The following is a 16254-nucleotide window of genomic DNA, read 5'->3' as shown; positions in this document are numbered from 1 at the left end:
AGCAATCATTTTGAACAATATTCACGTATCCTATACAACCTATAACTAATTACTTTTCGACAAAATCTGTAAAAATATGTATAAGAATTGTAAAATTTCCGAGGAAATGATTGAAAAAAGAAAAAACTGAGCGTTTCAGCTCAGTTTTTAGTCCATTTGTTTCTTTTTGTAAACTACAATACAAAGAATAATTGAAAGCACACACCAAATGATAATATTGATTAAATCACCACTAACAGTTGAAAATCCTTTTCCAGCCAGCAATTTCGGCATTGCATCCGCAAGATGCTTCGTTGGAAGGAAATCGATTGCCTTTTTTACAAACTCACTTTTAATGAATCCCCCTAACATTGGAGCTAGAAGAAAAACAAATAGAATCGGCATACCTACTACTGATGTTGACGCCGTTGTTTTAGCTATTAATCCAATCCCCGTACCTAACATAAGGAAGAAAAATATACTAACAAGTAAAAATAGAGCGATTAAAACCATATTGCCCTTTATTACACCTAAAATAGCAAAGTTACTAATACAAATTACAAATGTGATAAGAGCTGTTAATGTGCTTTTTCCTAGTAGCACTTCTAACGATGATGCTGGTGATAACATCATTACACGTAGCGTGTGCTTTTCTTTTTCTTCCGCAATTAAAGCTGCTTGAACAAAACTTCCTACCATTGTTAAAGCCATTAAAGTTACCATATTAGCTATTTGTTCTTTTGGTCCATCCATCTGTTGATAAACAAAAGAAAATACAAGTGGCATTACCGCCATTACGAGTACAGATGCATTTGCTTTAATATCCTGTACCTCTTTCCGAAAAATAGCTGAAAATCGTCTCATTGAAAATGTCATTATAATCCCCTCCCAGTAACTTCAATAAAGATATCGCCTAGCGTTGGTTCATGTGAGTGAATCGATAGCAATTCGCCTTTTTTCATCCATTCTGAAATACGTTTTGCACCTAATTCATCTTTTTGTACGACTTCTTTTTGCTTATCTTTTAATACGACTTGTATTTGATCTTTCGCGTATTGTAAGCGAAGGTTCTCCGGTGTATCAAGCGCTACAATTTCTCCACCGCATAGAAAAGCAATGCGGTTACAAAGAGTCTCTGCTTCTTCCATGTTGTGCGTCGTTAAGAAAATTGTAGTTCCTTCTTTATTTAAATCTTTTAAGACTTTATGAATGTTTTGTACGTTAACTGGATCGAGTGCAGATGTTGGTTCGTCTAAGAAGAGGATATCCGGTTTATGAAGAATCGCTCTAGCTAATGTGACGCGCTGCTTCATTCCTTTTGATAGTTTCTTTACTAATGTTTTTTTATCATCCAATAGATTCACTTGTGCTAGTACTTCATCGATTCGTTCTTTTTTACAATCGTATAAGTCACAAAATAATAGTAAGTTATCATAAATGCTAAGTCTCTCATATAAACCGCTGTTGTCTGTTAAAATACCAATTCGTTTGTAATCAATGCTGCTTGGTCCTGTAATGTCTTTACCTAGTACTCTCACTGTTCCAACGCTATGCAGCAATTGAGAAGTTAAAATCTTTACTGTTGTCGTTTTTCCAGATCCACTCGGTCCGAGGAATCCAAAAATCTCTCCTTGCTTCACCTCAATATTTACATTTCGAAGTGCTGTTTTTTCGTTGAAACTTTTCATTACATCTTTCATTTCAATTGCCAATGTCATCTCGTCATCCCCTTTGTTTTTTTCTTTTATAGATGAAAGTCGCTTTAGCGCTTTTTGTTTGTTTCGCTTTTCTTGACTCAATCATATGAAAAACAAAGAGGTTACGCAGTAAAATACCGGTAAAAGGAGTATTCTTACCGGTGAATGAATCATATTTTGAGCTTATTGGAGTAATTTTTATAGCCCAATCACACCTTTTAATTCATCCATTCGTCCTTTTGAAAGCGGAATTGAACTTTTTCTTTCGTCATCCAAAATTAAACTAAAGCTATTACGAGTCCATGTAATGACTTCTCGTACTCTTTGCAAATTCACAAGGTACGAGCGATGACATCTAAAGAACCCGAATCCTGTTAATCTCGCTTCTAGTTCACTTAATGTTAATGCACATACGAAATCACCTTCGCGCACATGAATATGTGTCACTCCGTTTTGCGTTTCAATGAAATGAATTTCCATCGGATCAAGTAAAATGATTTTATCGTTCACTTTCGCTGGTATTCTTTCAAGTTTCATTTGCGGAATCATTTGAACAACCTTTTCTTCATCAACTTCTTCAACTTCTTCTTGTTCGATTTCTATTTTTTTCACACCATCGTTATTTAAAATGTATACATCTTCTGTTAACGAAAGGGCGTCCGAAAGAAAGGATGACGTAATAAAAATCGCTTTTCCTTGCTCTTTCATTGCCATAATTGATTTTCGAATAATAATCGTGCTCTCTGTATCTACATTTTGCTCTGGTTCTTCCAAAATAACTAAATCCGGATTATGAATCATAACTCGCCCGATATGAAGGCGACGTTTCTCTGAAAATGATAGTTTTTCTATTTTAACGTTTAACTTATCTAAGAGGCCGACATACTGTACTACTTCTTCCGTACTCATATTTGATCCATACAGCCCTATTAAGAACTTAAAGTATTCCTTTACCTTCAAACGTTCGTATGCTTCATCTTTCAAAAAACAAAAACCAATGCGAGAATAATTTTTCTTTCCAATCGATTCTCCCTCAAATAACACGTTGCCAGTTGAAGCTTCTTCCTCACCAATAATAATGCGGTGCAATATTTTCGCTGTATGGTTATTACATTGCAAAACAACACATTGCCCTTGCTCAACCTTCAATTCAACTGCTGGTAGCTGGTTCGTCTTCCCTAATTGTCTCAACTCCAATAACGCCATTTTGTCTCCCCCAAATGCTTTTTATCCTATTATACCAAACAATTAATGGAAAATTTTGATATTTTATGGAACATTCTAAAAAGAAGACTATCCAAATGAAAGGATAGCCTCCTTCTCTAGTTTTGCTCTACCATATACGTCTTGAGCTGATCACGCAGCGCTCGTTTTAGAAACTTCCCTACAGATGTTTTCGGAATTTCGTTTACAAATAAAATATCGTCTGGCATCCACCATTTTGGAAACTCTGCTTCTAACACTTTATCGTGCGACATTAAGGCATTTTCTAAATCTACGGAAGAGATCCATTTGCCTCCACTTTTAATTAAATCCTTCGTACGATGAGCACTCTTAATAAATCCTTCCGAATCAACCGCGACAATGTCTCCTGTATGGAGCCAACCGCCTTTCATAATTCTTTGTACGCCCATCCTTATAATAGCTTCCAGCGATCCATCGGCCCTTTAAACAGAGTTCTGTCACCACTGAACATTGACGATTTTTTTAATATATCTATCAATGATTCGACAAGGATAACCTATCTACTAACAAAAGAAAACCGTCCCAACATACCTCTTGGGACGGTTTATTCTGTACCTTACTTCTTCACCATTAGCTTTCCTTCATAATCATTCATCGACTTTATTTCAACGCCTTTGTAATAATGAGCAACGATATCTGTATATTTTTTTCCTTCCGCTGCCATACCATTTGCTCCGTATTGGCTCATGCCAACACCGTGGCCAAAGCCTTTCGTCGTAACAATGATTTTATCTCCATCTTGTTTCCACGTGAAGTCAGAAGAGCGTAAATCTAATTTGTCACGCACATCTCTTCCGGTTAATGTTTTCCCTTGAAACGCTACGTCTTTTACACGTTTTCCTTCTGTACGCCCTTTAATATCACCAATTTTCCCGTCTGCTAGCACTTTCACACCGAGACGCTTTTGGAAGTCAGCTACTGTAAATGTTTGCTCACTCGTAAACTTCGGAGAAGCTTGATCCCACGGACTATCTACGCTCTTTAAGTACGGATAATCATTTCCCCAATAATCAGCCGCGTTTTCTGTCCGGCCATTACTCGTTGAGAAGAAGGATGCTGAGATTGGTTTTCCATCATACGTTAAAACTTGTCCTGCGGTTTTCGAAACGGCTTCTTCGATTTTCTTCAAATTATTTTCGTAGTTATTACCCCATTGTTTCTTCAATTCTTCTTTACTTTTGTACACTTGATCTTTCACCGTATCTGTCACGTCCGCATTGTTTTTCTTTCCTCCACTTAGCATACGCTGCACCACAAATGTTCTCGCTGCTAATGCCTGCGCCTTTAGCGCCTCTATTTCAAAACTGGCATTCATCTCAGAAGCTACTACACCGGTCACATACTCCTCCATAGGTAATGTATCTACCTTTTTCTGTTTCTCACGATATACAGCAACTTGCACCGCTGTATCCACTTTTCCTGGAGCTGGTATACTTTCTATTGCTGGAGGAGTTTTAGAAGCTGCTTCTTCCCCTACCTTTGCTTTCGCAAACGGAATAACAAGAGCAGCAGGTACAATGATAACGAGCGCTATGAGAAGCGCTACTGTGATGAAAAGTGGCTTTGAAAATTTCATCTTATTTCCCCCAATATGAAAAAGCTTTACTCCATTCATTCTTATGGAACAACTCTTTCTTTTAGAACATACTTAAGGGGAACCAGCTAAAACGAAAATTTTCTAAATATTTTCACTGGTACGTGCATAAGTATAGAATTTATTGACTATAACAGTAATAACAAAAAAAAAAATAGCCCCTACGTCAAAAGACGTAGAGACTATTTCAATTAAGCGTGAAGATCAGAAACTTCTTGTTCTTTCACTTCTTCTACTTTTTCGTTTACACGTTCAATAGTTGCACCTAATGCAGCTAATTTCTTATGGAAATCTACATAACCACGGTCAAGATGCTTTAACTCAGTTACACGAGTGTAACCTTCAGATACTAAACCAGCTAAGATTAATGCAGCAGCAGCACGTAAATCAGTTGCACCTACTTCAGCACCTTGTAAGCTGTTTGGACCGTTCATAATAACAGAACGACCTTCGATTTTAATATCAGCATTCATACGACGGAATTCTTCAACGTGCATAAAGCGGTTTTCGAATACCGTTTCTGTAATCATACTTGTTCCATCAGCTTGTAGTAATAATGCCATCATTTGTGATTGCATGTCTGTTGGGAAACCTGGGTGAGGCATAGTTTTAATATCAACCGCTTTTAACTTATCTGGGCCGATAACGCGTACACCTTCATTTTCTTCAATAATTTTAACACCCATTTCTTCCATTTTCGCTGTAATTGAGCGTAAATGTTCAGGTACAGCATTTTCAATTAAGATGTCTCCACCAGTAATTGCCGCTGCAACCATGAATGTTCCCGCTTCAATACGATCAGGAATAATAGAGTGGTTTCCACCATATAATTTATCAACGCCTTCGATACGAATCGTTCCAGTTCCAGCTCCGCGTACTTTCGCTCCCATCGCATTTAAGAAGTTAGCTAAGTCAACGATTTCTGGTTCTTTCGCTGCGTTTTCAAGGATTGTTGTCCCTTTTGCTAATGTAGCTGCAGACATAATGTTTTCTGTCGCGCCCACGCTTGGGAAGTCTAAATAAATTTTAGCTCCTTTTAGTTCTCCCTCAACGTATGCCTCAACAAAACCATTACCAACCTGTACTTTTGCTCCCATTGCTTCGAAGCCTTTTAAATGTTGGTCAATTGGACGTGAACCAATGGCACATCCACCAGGAAGTGCAATACGAGCACGACCGTTACGTGCTAATAATGGTCCCATTACTTGAACAGATGCACGCATTTTACGTACATATTCAAATGGTGCTTCGATATTTAGTTCTTTAGAAGCATCGATTGTTACTTGGTTATTTTCAAATACGACTTCAGCATTTAAATGACGTAATACCTCATTAATTGTGTATACATCAGACAAAACTGGTACTTCAGATAGTACATTCTTTCCATCACTCGCTAATAGGGCTGCAGCGATTATAGGTAATACAGCATTTTTTGCGCCCTCAACACGCACTGTGCCGTTTAACCGCTTTCCGCCACGGACGATGATCTTTTCCAAATTATTCCCCTCCGTGTCCTTTTTTCAGTATCTATTCACTCAATACTCAGAAGTTATGATCGGTGTGCCAACCACAATTGTATCTTTGTTGTCTGTAGAACGTATTGCTATTTGCACATTTATTTTCTCTCTATTTGTTGAAAGAGCGTCATCCCACTTTTTATTGTATGCGGAGACTGACACAAATGCTCTTTCTTCTATCTGTTCGATCGCTCTTGCTGAAAGATCTTTCAAAACCTGATTGGTTTTATTTTGCAAAACACCTTCAATCTTATCATTCAGTACACCTTGAACACAAGTGTAAATTATAGGTTTTTCACTAAAAATTTTATTTGTTTTCTGAATGTACTTCGGGTCCCATTTCGCCCCGCTCACTTCAAAAATAATGAAAGTGTTTTCTTTAGTATTTTCCTTACTCCATGTTACTACTACTCGTTCTTCATAAGAAGAAAACTTTTTATAGGATGTAGCTTTATATCCATCTGGAGATTGCTCTAATTCCCACTTTTGAATATTCGCCTTGTCCTTCACATCGTTTAACAACTTTTGAAACGTATGTATATTAGAAATTGTTTTTGTTTCTCGCGCTAACCATGACCACTTCTCTACTTTAGCATTATTTTTCTCTAAAGTTGCAATCATGCTCTCCATTTTCTGTTCATCGCTGATCGGTTTCATTTCTCTATATCCAACCAAAAATAAAACAACACTTATCACAACAATAAGAATGGCTTTAAGCTTCAATTTCATCCCCTCCTATCCCCATTGTTAACGGAGATATGAGGTTCTATACACTTACTTTACTAAATACGTTAAACTCTTTGAATAGCCTAAATAATCAAGGAAAAAGTTACTTACAGATGTTCCAATTGCAATTGTAATTAGGATGAGTAATACTCGCGTCTGCATCACCTTTCCAGGTTTCATTAAACGCTCAATGTGAATACCTTGTAAGGCCCACCACGTAATGGTAATAAACAATAAATGCGAAACGATGGCAATCAGTGCTTGTTGCCCTAAAAGATGTGCCAAAAAATCGACCCCTTTTTACCCAGCTACTACTTACGAAATACTATAAAAACGATACCATAATAAGTAGGAGCCACACTTTTTCAAATACAAATAAGCATCTTACATTTCACATCGTAATTTGCTCTCAAAAAACGTATACCTACATGCATTTTCAATTGTAGTTCACACAAAATAAAAAGCGCAGAGTAACAACTCCACACCTTTTATTTTCACTATTGTACCACGTTCCCTAGGAAGAAGAAATCCTTCATTAATGGAAAATATTCATAAAAGAAATTGTACCCGATCATCGGCATAATCCCTAGTATTACAATCGAAATTGCACAAAGGCTCATAACAACCTTTATATTGAATGGCAAATGAATTTTCTCTTCCATTTCTCCCGTCCGGAAAAACATTTGCTGTAAGATACGGAAATAATATACGAATGAAATGACTGTCGTTCCCATCATAATAGAAGCTAGTACGTAATGAGCTGGCTCTACATGCAGTGCACCTAAAAAGATGTTAATTTTCCCGATGAAACCAGCTGTTCCTGGTATTCCAGCCAACGATAAAATAAAAATCGTCATCACTATCGCCATAAATGGCGACCTTTTATATAATCCGGTGAAAATGGTAATGTTTTCTTTGTCGCTTTGTAAGATTAAGCCGTGGATAATTGCAAACGCGCCTATATTCATAAGCATATACGCAAGCATATAAAACCACATGCCATCCATCGTAAATGGTGATAATGCTACAAGCGGAACGAGTAAATACCCCGCATGTGCGATTCCCGAATAGGCAAATAAACGCTTTACGTTATATTGTTTTAATGCAACTACATTTCCAATAACCATCGTAATACTCGCTAGCACGGCAATGTATATGCTCATACGTCCGTATAAAGATTGCATGTCTCCTCCTTGCACCGATACGCTTGCAAAAACCATGAGAAACAGACGAATAATGAGTAAGAACCCAGCAATTTTAGAAATCGTTCCAAGAAAAGCAGTAACAGGCGTAGCCGCTCCCTCATACACATCTGGCGCCCACATATGAAACGGCACCGTCGCAATTTTAAAAGAGAGTCCAACGAGTAATAGTAGAAATGCGAGAGCTAACAATAACTGAATACCACCAGCAAGCTCCCCTGCGAATACTTTTTGCATATCCACGATATTAGTTGATCCTGTAATACCGTATAAATAACTCATTCCAAAGAGGGTAATTGCCGTTCCAATTCCTCCGTTAATGACATATTTCATGGCCGCCTCGTTTGATGCACGGTTCTTTTTTCGTATTCCTACTAAAATATATGAAGAAAGTGAAAGCAATTCTAAACCGACGAAAAGTGTAATGAAGTCGACACTAGAAGCCATAAACATAGCCCCAAGAAGTGCCATTAAAAACAAGTAATAATATTCTCCCTTATCTTCAATGGGATTCTTCTTATCGTCGCTCATTGCGGTGCATAAGATGAGGGCTGCTCCGCCTAACAACAACGTTTTGAATCCTTTTGAAAACCCATCTAACACAAACGATCCGTTTAAAATATCTCCTGTTGGTTCGCCATATAGCATAATTAATGACACGATTGCTAATATAACTGCTGCGATTGCACTAAGCGCTACATATCTATGGTTCAACTTAAAAAACAAATCACATATGGAAAGAAGGATGGCTGCTCCGAGAATAATGAATTCTGGCACCATGAGATGCCATGATAAGCTAAGTAACGTATTCATATCCATCCTACTTCACCCCCAATGTTTTCAATGTATTTTGAAGCGGATCCCCTAATATTTCTGGCATTACTCCAATTGCAATAATGCAGAAGATAAGTAGCAATATAGGGACATACTCCCATCCGTGTATATCAACTTTCGCTTCCCACTCTTTCTTACCAAATGTTACTTGAAGTGTCGCTCTCAATACGTATACAGCGGTTAAAATGATGCCAAGTACACCGACTGCAGCAATGACTGGCTCCCCTTGGAATAAACCGAGAAAGGCAAGAAACTCGCTAACAAATCCAGACATTCCTGGTAATCCAAGCGATGCCATCCCTCCTGCTAAGAAGAATCCGCTAAGTACAGGGACACTTTTTGCCAGTCCGCCAAGCGCCGTAATATCCGACGTTCCAAAGCGTTGTTCTATAACACCAAGTAAAAAGAAGAGTAAGGCCGCAATTAAACCGTGCGACACGACTTGGAATAGCGCTCCTTGTGTACCTGGTGCATTTAACGCCGCAAGGCCCATTAATACAATACCCATATGCGAAATACTAGAGTAAGCAAGCACCTTCCGAAAGTCCGTTTGGATGAGCGCCAAGAAGGCTCCGTACAATAAATTGATGACTCCTAAAATCGCAATGAGCGTTGCAAACTCGCGAAAGTATTCCGGGAATAACCCCTTTCCGAAGCGAATCATACCGTATGCTCCAATCTTCAGTAAAACGCCCGCATGAAGCATAACTACAGCTGGATGCGCTTCAATATGCACATTAACCATCCAGCGATGTAACGGGAAAACGGGTAGTTTAATCGCAAAAGCGATCATTATGGCAAGAAACAAACCGAACTGTAAGATACTTGAGACAGTCATTCCTCCCCCAACACCTACACTCGTTAATATTTCTTTAAGCTCTGTAATATTTGTTGTACCTGTTTTCGCAAATAAAACCGAGAAAACAATGAGTAAAATAGCGGAGCCGATACCGTTATATATTAAATAACTATAAGCAGCCTTTTCACTCGACAATTTCCCCCACTTCCCAATTAATAAAAACATTGGCGGCAATGTAATTTCAAAGAAAATAAAGAACAGCATTAAATTTTGAGCAGCGAAGACGCCGAGCATCCCTATTTCTAGTATGAGTAGCAGCATATAAAAGGCTTTTAAGTTCCTTTTAATAGTAAATGCCGCAATTGCTGCAAGCATCGCTAGAAGGGCCGTCAGCACCATCATAACGAGCGATAAACCATCAATACCAAGCTCGTAATAAATGGAAAACCATCTTTTATCCACCGCTGCAAAATCCCCAAATTTAATCCATTTCACTTTTTCATCGAATAGCGACAAACTCTTTCCAGAAGCATATGTACAAGCGAGGACGATAGCGATCCCAAATGGAAGCGCCGTCCCAAATAAACCAAGTGCTCGCACTGTACGCGATTCTTTTTTCGGTGTTAATACCAGCAAAAGAATTCCTAAAAGCGGGGAAAAAATGAAGAACGTTAATAACAAATCATTCATCGTAAATCCCCTCCCGTATAAAGCAAAATAATGACGAGTACTGCAAGCGAAACAGCTGTTACAGTGCCGTACACTTGTACATTTCCGTTTTGGAGTCTAGAACCGAGTCCGCTTATCCCTTTAACTAGCCCCCCTATTAAAATAGCAATTCCTTCGACTACATACACCTCAAATAAGCGAAGCACATGAGCGATTCCCTTCGTAATAGGGAGCACCGTCATATTGTATAGTTCATCCACATAATACTTTTCTTTCAAAAGGTTATACAGAGGTGTTCCCTCACCACCAGCCCACTCCCTAGAAATAGATTTCTTACCATATATGAAATATGCGAGAGCAATCCCTGCAAATGAAACGAGCGTCGCTACGATCATAATCCAAACTGGCCCATGTGCTTCGCGCGCTTTAAATGCTACATCTTTTGTAAGCCAATCCCCCAGAAACGTCCCAAACCATGGTGTATTCATATAACCCGCCACTACCGCGAGGACCCCGAGGACAATCATTGGATACGTCATAACGCGAGGCGATTCATGCACATTTTCCTTCGTCTTTGCTTCCCCAGTAAAGACAAGGAAGTATAGCCGGAACATATAGAACGCTGTTAAGAATGCTGCAATTACTGCTAATATGAATAAAACGTAATTGCCGTCCATCCAAGCTGCCGCTAAAATTTCATCTTTACTAAAGAAACCGGAAAGGAGTGGCACACCACTAATTGCAAGAGTACCGATTAAAAATAGTGCACCCGTTACTTTCATCTTCTTCTGTAAGCCGCCCATTTTATTAATGTTTTGCGTATGCACTGCATGAATGACACTTCCTGCCGCCAAAAATAGTAGTGCTTTAAAAAAGGCGTGTGTCGTTAAATGGAAAACACCAGCTACATAACCAGCAGATCCTAATGCAAGCATCATATAACCAAGCTGGCTAACTGTAGAATAAGCAAGTACTCTCTTTATATCCGTTTGTACAAGACCAATGGAAGCCGCAAAGATCGCAGTGAAGGCTCCAACAACTGCCACTGTCTGCATCGCCACCGCACTTGCTGAAAATAGCGGAAACATTGTCGCCACTAAATATACGCCAGCAGCGACCATCGTCGCTGCATGAATAAGTGCCGAAACAGGCGTCGGCCCCTCCATGGCATCCGGTAACCACGTATGAAGCGGGAACTGACCTGATTTCCCCATCGCCCCGATAAAAATTAATATCGCTGTTATTGTAATCATCGTAGGGGTAAGATCCCCCGTATGAATCGCTCTAAAAATTGCGTCATATTCAAAGCTGCCCGCATGCCAGAAAATTAAAATCATCCCAATAAATAAACCGACATCTCCAATACGCGTCATAATAAAAGCCTTTTTCGCAGCAGCCTTCGCTTCTTCTTTAAAGAAATAAAAACCGATGAGTAAAAACGAACCGAGGCCTACTAACTCCCAAAATATATAAAGCTGTAATAAATTCGGTGATATAACGAGCCCGAGCATCGCAAATGTAAAGAGTCCTAAATAAGCATAAAAGGTTGGTAATCTTTCCTCGCCTTTCATATAACCTTTCGAATACACATGTACAAGTAAACTCACAAGTGTAACGATAAACAGCATTAAAGCCCCTAATGCAGTCACTTCAAAGCCAAATGATATATCAATATCTCCCGTTCTAAGCCATACCCACTTATGCTTAATTCCTACTTTCGAAAACCGTTCTATTAATACAAGTACCGCAAATATAAAGGAGAGAAAGACGAGAAAAATACTAAGTACACTGCTTCCTTCTCTAATTTTCTTCCCGAATATAAGTAATAAAAAAAACGAAACAAGCGGGAAAAGCGGTATGAGCCATGCATAATCGATCATTGTTTCCTTCCCCCTTTTCGGTCACAATGTTATCCTTTGAGCGTATCCATTTCATCTACATGAACCGTCGTACGATTACGATACAAAGCAATTAAAATGGCGAGTTCCACCGCCGCCTCCGCAGCCGCTACAGCCATCGTAAACAGAGAGAAAATTTGCCCTGTTAAATTTGGAAACAAACCTAATTTACTAAATGCTACTAAATTTAAATTGGCCGCATTAAGCATTAATTCAATACAAACTAATACAATCACTGTATTTCGCTTCGTTAAAGCTCCAAACAAACCGATGCAAAACAAAATAATTGCAAGCGTTAAATATGCAGAAGCCGGAACGCTACTCATTGGAATCCTCCTCTTTCTCATCCTTCTTCGCAAGTATAATTGCCCCAACAAGTGCTACAAGTAAAATAACTGAGGTTAACTCAAATGGAATAATATATTTCGAATAGAGAAGTGTACCGATTTGAAGTGTGTTTTTTTCATGGAGAGGTAAACTTCCTTGTGTGCTTTCATTTGCAAAATCAATATTGTTAACGGCGAAATACATAACTGCCCCAAATGCTACAACCGCAAAGAAGATAATCCATTTTCGAAGAGTAAGACGTGATTCGTTTTCTGCGTTATGTTGCGTTAACATAATGCCAAAAATCATAATAATTGTGATCGCACCCGAGTAAAGTAAAATTTGTGCAACTCCGATAAATTCGGCCGATAAAAGAAAGTACAAACCTGCGATACTAAGAAATGTCAGAACGAGAGCTAGCATCATATGCATAACTTTCGTTAAGTTCAACATAAGAACACCGCCGATAATTGCAGACAAGGATAGTATGAAAAATGCTACAAACTCGCCATTCATGCTTTATTCTCCTTCCTGACATTTTCGTCGTTTTCATCAAGCCACTGCAAATTTTTAAATAAGTCATCACGTGAATATTCCGCGAGTTCAAAGTTATTTGTCATAACGATCGCCTCTGTCGGACAAACTTCTGTACATAAATCACACAGAATACAAATTTCAAAATTAATATCGTACGTGTCGATAATTTTTCCTTTTTTCGTAGGATCTGGATGTTTTTTCCCCGTTAACTGAATACAGTCTGTCGGACAAATGTTAGAGCACTGGTTACAAACAATGCACTTTTCCGGATAAAACTTTTGAATACCTCGAAAGCGGTCTGGCAACGGTAACGGTTGATTCGGATAATCGTAAGTCACCTTCTTCTTACTCAAATTACTTAATGTATATTTTAATCCTTTAAATAGTCCCTTCATCTCTTACTGGCACCCCCCTCATAGATTAGAAGAATAACTCCTTAATCAATGCCGTTAAGAAAATATTCGCAAGTGCAATTGGCAATAATACCTTCCAGCCAAACTCCATTAACTGGTCACCTCTTATACGCGGGAACGTAACGCGGAACCAAATTAATAGAAAGACTACACTGCTAAATTTCAATGCAAACCATACAGCTCCGGGGATAAATCCAAGGAACATGACTGGATTCCATCCACCTAAAAAGAGCACTGTAATTAAAGATGCCATTCCGAAGAAATAAACGTACTCTGAAAGCATGAAAAACGCCCAGCGAAATCCTGAGTATTCCGTATGATATCCAGAAACAAGTTCTGACTCTGCTTCCGGTAAATCGAACGGCGTCCTATTTAACTCTGCTACCGCTGCGATTAAGAAGACGACGAAACCGATTGGCTGTACGAAAATGTACCAAACATTCTCCTGCGCTGCTACGATTTCATTTAAATTTAGGCTACCAGCTAACAAAACGACGCCAATTACACTCATTACGAGCGGAATTTCATAAGAAATCATTTGCGCCGCCGCACGCATCCCTCCTAAAAGGGAATATTTATTATTTGATGCCCATCCTCCGGTCACAACACCAATCGTCGTAATACCAGAAACAGCAATGTAATACAGTAAGCCTACGCCAATATCCGCAAACTGAAATTTATCAGTAAACGGGATGACTGCAAGCACCATAAATGCCGGTGCAAACGCAATAACAGGTGCTAATATAAACAATGGTTTATCTGCCGCCTTCGGAATACTATCTTCCTTCAATAGTAGTTTCAAAACATCGGCTACCGTTTGCAGTAAACCGAATCGGCCCCCAACTTGGTTTGGTCCAATCCGCCCTTGCATAAACCCCATCACTTTCCGTTCTGCCAAAATACCATATGTAACGAAGCCAAGGACTGCAAATAATAAGAGCACCGCTAATCCGAAAAAAATGAAGAAATTCGTCCAGCTTGAAGGTGATTGTAAGAGCGTTTCAATCATTAGCCATCAACCTCCCCAAGTACAATATCAACTCCACCTAAAATCGTAATTAAATTGGCGATGTTTTCACCTTTCAATAACTTCGGTAAAATTTGTAAATTGTAAAAAGACGGCCTGCGAAACTTCAAGCGGTACGGCTCTTTCTTTCCGTCACTAGCAATATAGCAACCAATCTCTCCTCGCGGCGATTCTATACGTACAAATGCTTCCCCTTTAGGCGCCTTAATGATTTTCGGCACTTTCGCCAGCACAGCTCCGTCTTTCGGGAACTGCTGGACAGCTTGCTCAACAATTTTTAACGACTCCTCAATTTCCTCCATGCGGCAAACGTAACGATCCCAAGCATCTCCCACGCTCCCAACAGGAATATCGAAATCAAAACGATCATAAATGGAGTACGGTTCATCCTTGCGAAGATCCCAGTTTACTCCCGTACACCGCAAATTCGCTCCGCTTAAAGAATACGAAATCGCTTCTTCCGCACTATATATACCAACGCCTTTTACACGATTTAAGAAAATCTCATTACCACTAACGAGATCATGATAACCTGCCAATTGCTCTCTCATATACGGAACAAACTCTTCCACTTTTTCGATCCAACCGTCCGGCGCATCCCACTTTACACCGCCGACTCTCATATAATTAAAAGTAAGCCGGGCACCGCATAATTCATTTAATAAATTTATAATCATCTCTCGTTCACGAAACGCGTACAAAAATGGGCTGACCGCTCCTATATCAAGAAGATTTGTCCCCCACCAAACGAGGTGACTCGCAATCCTTCCAAGCTCCATTGCAAGTACTCGCAAGTATTCGGCTCGCTCCGGTATTTCAAGCCCCATCATCGTCTCTACAGCATGGCAAATGACGTAATTATTCGTCATGGCCGATAAATAGTCCATTCGATCTGTATAAGGGATAATTTGCGTATACTGTAAGCTCTCGGCAATCTTTTCGGTCCCGCGATGCAGATATCCAATAACTGGCGTAGCTTCTTTAATAATTTCCCCATCAATCTTAATAACAAGCCTGAACACACCGTGCGTACTCGGATGCTGAGGTCCTACATTCAAAAGCATTTCTTCCGTACGGATCATTAGCTACACCTCCACATCATGCGGTTCATAATCTTTCCTAAGCGGGTGCCCTATCCAGTCATCTGGCATTAAAATACGTGATAAATTTGGATGCCCCTTAAATACAATACCGAGCAAATCATATGCTTCCCGCTCCGGCCAGTCCGCGCCTTTCCAAAACGTTGTCACCGATTCTACTTGCGGCGCCTCCCTGTCCAGCTTCACCTTTATCGCTACTGACTGTTTCTTTCCATATGAAAATAAATGAACATATACTTCCATATGTGTCACAAAATCCGTCGCATGTAGCTCTGACATATAATCAAATGCAAGTCCCTCGTGGAACCGTAATAATTCCATCACTTCATGATATTTTGAAGGCTCCACCACAAGAGTTGGCACATCTTTTGAAAGTTTATTAATGTAGGAATCTACTAATGTATCCTCTCCTACTTTCCCCTTAATAACTTCAACATACTGATTTAAATACGGTTGATTCACGGATGGCTCTTCCTGCTTCGGTTCCTCTTCCTTCTTACCTTCAGCACCCTTTGTCTTCGCCCTTGCAGCCGCAGCCGCTTTCGCCTTCGCTGCTGCAATTGCTTTCGCCTTTTCCTTGTCCTCTTCCGTTACTTCTTCGCTTCCTTCTCTTTTTTGCTTCGCTAATGCCGCTGCTTTTGCTTTTGCCACGGCGGCTGCCTTCACTTTCGCTTTGGCCTTTTCTTCTTC

16 protein-coding genes and 1 pseudogene are annotated in these 16254 nt (G+C 39.5%); all 17 read right to left on the bottom strand.

The annotated features are described in order from the left end of the window. Positions 1-147 precede the first annotated feature (147 nt). A complete protein-coding gene (locus PDL00_RS25400; RefSeq protein WP_097844694.1) occupies positions 148-855 on the bottom strand; it encodes an ABC transporter permease in 708 nt (235 codons plus the stop codon). Beyond that, positions 855-1697, bottom strand: a complete 843-nt coding sequence (locus tag PDL00_RS25395; protein ID WP_064470674.1) for an ABC transporter ATP-binding protein — start codon at positions 1695-1697, stop codon at positions 855-857. Before PDL00_RS25395 ends, PDL00_RS25400 begins: the two co-directional genes overlap by 1 nt. A gap of 177 nt (positions 1698-1874) precedes the next feature. Beyond that, entirely contained in the window at positions 1875-2882 is a 1008-nt protein-coding gene (locus tag PDL00_RS25390; RefSeq protein ID WP_242257140.1) for a LytTR family transcriptional regulator DNA-binding domain-containing protein, read from the bottom strand. A 116-nt stretch (positions 2883-2998) separates the two neighbouring features. Further along, positions 2999-3356, bottom strand: a pseudogene (locus PDL00_RS25385) (fatty-acid--CoA ligase); the annotation flags it as partial. Positions 3357-3477: 121 nt separating this feature from the next. Then, on the bottom strand, positions 3478-4497 hold the full coding sequence (spoIID, locus tag PDL00_RS25380; protein ID WP_242257141.1) for a stage II sporulation protein D: 1020 nt from the start codon (positions 4495-4497) through the stop codon (positions 3478-3480). 209 nt (positions 4498-4706) lie between these two features. Then, positions 4707-6011 (bottom strand): UDP-N-acetylglucosamine 1-carboxyvinyltransferase, encoded by a 1305-nt coding sequence (gene murA, locus PDL00_RS25375; RefSeq protein WP_000411268.1) that lies wholly within the window; start codon positions 6009-6011, stop codon positions 4707-4709. A gap of 39 nt (positions 6012-6050) precedes the next feature. Beyond that, positions 6051-6755 (bottom strand): YwmB family TATA-box binding protein, encoded by a 705-nt coding sequence (locus PDL00_RS25370; RefSeq protein WP_373605270.1) that lies wholly within the window; start codon positions 6753-6755, stop codon positions 6051-6053. Positions 6756-6806: 51 nt separating this feature from the next. Further along, positions 6807-7043: a DUF1146 family protein gene (locus PDL00_RS25365; protein WP_000940742.1), complete on the bottom strand. Its 237-nt coding sequence runs from the start codon at positions 7041-7043 to the stop codon at positions 6807-6809. A gap of 212 nt (positions 7044-7255) precedes the next feature. Then, positions 7256-8773, bottom strand: a complete 1518-nt coding sequence (gene nuoN / locus PDL00_RS25360) for an NADH-quinone oxidoreductase subunit NuoN (RefSeq protein WP_333563536.1) — start codon at positions 8771-8773, stop codon at positions 7256-7258. A 7-nt stretch (positions 8774-8780) separates the two neighbouring features. Beyond that, positions 8781-10283, bottom strand: a complete 1503-nt coding sequence (locus PDL00_RS25355; protein ID WP_270731936.1) for an NADH-quinone oxidoreductase subunit M — start codon at positions 10281-10283, stop codon at positions 8781-8783. Further along, positions 10280-12142: an NADH-quinone oxidoreductase subunit L gene (gene nuoL / locus PDL00_RS25350; RefSeq protein WP_270731934.1), complete on the bottom strand. Its 1863-nt coding sequence runs from the start codon at positions 12140-12142 to the stop codon at positions 10280-10282. Before nuoL ends, PDL00_RS25355 begins: the two co-directional genes overlap by 4 nt. Before the next feature lie 29 nt (positions 12143-12171). Next, entirely contained in the window at positions 12172-12486 is a 315-nt protein-coding gene (gene nuoK / locus PDL00_RS25345; RefSeq protein ID WP_270731931.1) for an NADH-quinone oxidoreductase subunit NuoK, read from the bottom strand. Then, on the bottom strand, positions 12479-13003 hold the full coding sequence (locus PDL00_RS25340) for an NADH-quinone oxidoreductase subunit J (RefSeq protein ID WP_001012824.1): 525 nt from the start codon (positions 13001-13003) through the stop codon (positions 12479-12481). Before PDL00_RS25340 ends, nuoK begins: the two co-directional genes overlap by 8 nt. After that, complete coding sequence (nuoI, locus tag PDL00_RS25335; RefSeq protein ID WP_000677191.1) at positions 13000-13419, bottom strand: NADH-quinone oxidoreductase subunit NuoI; 420 nt, start codon at positions 13417-13419, stop codon at positions 13000-13002. Before nuoI ends, PDL00_RS25340 begins: the two co-directional genes overlap by 4 nt. A 25-nt stretch (positions 13420-13444) precedes the next feature. Then, positions 13445-14446, bottom strand: a complete 1002-nt coding sequence (nuoH, locus tag PDL00_RS25330; RefSeq protein ID WP_000573437.1) for an NADH-quinone oxidoreductase subunit NuoH — start codon at positions 14444-14446, stop codon at positions 13445-13447. Next, positions 14446-15546, bottom strand: a complete 1101-nt coding sequence (gene nuoD / locus PDL00_RS25325) for an NADH-quinone oxidoreductase subunit NuoD (RefSeq protein ID WP_002123807.1) — start codon at positions 15544-15546, stop codon at positions 14446-14448. Before nuoD ends, nuoH begins: the two co-directional genes overlap by 1 nt. 3 nt (positions 15547-15549) lie before the next feature. Beyond that, the coding region (locus PDL00_RS25320) for an NADH-quinone oxidoreductase subunit C (protein ID WP_270731924.1) at positions 15550-16254 on the bottom strand (705 nt) is incomplete at its 5' end.

This window comes from Bacillus cereus group sp. TH152-1LC, from assembly GCF_027710505.1.
Classification (GTDB): Bacteria; Bacillota; Bacilli; order Bacillales; family Bacillaceae_G; genus Bacillus_A; species Bacillus_A mobilis.
Note: the sequence above shows the minus strand (reverse complement) of the source record. Positions and strands in the feature narration are given on the sequence as shown.

Bases quoted from the DNA above. Each gene is read 5' to 3' on its own strand.
- PDL00_RS25400 (WP_097844694.1), bottom strand. From the start codon at position 855: ATGACATTTTCAATGAGACGATTTTCAGCTATTTTTCGGAAAGAGGTA.
- PDL00_RS25395 (WP_064470674.1), bottom strand. From the start codon at position 1,697: ATGACATTGGCAATTGAAATGAAAGATGTAATGAAAAGTTTCAACGAA.
- PDL00_RS25390 (WP_242257140.1), bottom strand. From the start codon at position 2,882: ATGGCGTTATTGGAGTTGAGACAATTAGGGAAGACGAACCAGCTACCA.
- spoIID (WP_242257141.1), bottom strand. From the start codon at position 4,497: ATGAAATTTTCAAAGCCACTTTTCATCACAGTAGCGCTTCTCATAGCG.
- nuoN (WP_333563536.1), bottom strand. From the start codon at position 8,773: ATGAATACGTTACTTAGCTTATCATGGCATCTCATGGTGCCAGAATTC.
- PDL00_RS25355 (WP_270731936.1), bottom strand. From the start codon at position 10,283: ATGAATGATTTGTTATTAACGTTCTTCATTTTTTCCCCGCTTTTAGGA.
- nuoL (WP_270731934.1), bottom strand. From the start codon at position 12,142: ATGATCGATTATGCATGGCTCATACCGCTTTTCCCGCTTGTTTCGTTT.
- nuoK (WP_270731931.1), bottom strand. From the start codon at position 12,486: ATGAGTAGCGTTCCGGCTTCTGCATATTTAACGCTTGCAATTATTTTG.
- PDL00_RS25340 (WP_001012824.1), bottom strand. From the start codon at position 13,003: ATGAATGGCGAGTTTGTAGCATTTTTCATACTATCCTTGTCTGCAATT.
- nuoI (WP_000677191.1), bottom strand. From the start codon at position 13,419: ATGAAGGGACTATTTAAAGGATTAAAATATACATTAAGTAATTTGAGT.
- nuoH (WP_000573437.1), bottom strand. From the start codon at position 14,446: ATGATTGAAACGCTCTTACAATCACCTTCAAGCTGGACGAATTTCTTC.
- nuoD (WP_002123807.1), bottom strand. From the start codon at position 15,546: ATGATCCGTACGGAAGAAATGCTTTTGAATGTAGGACCTCAGCATCCG.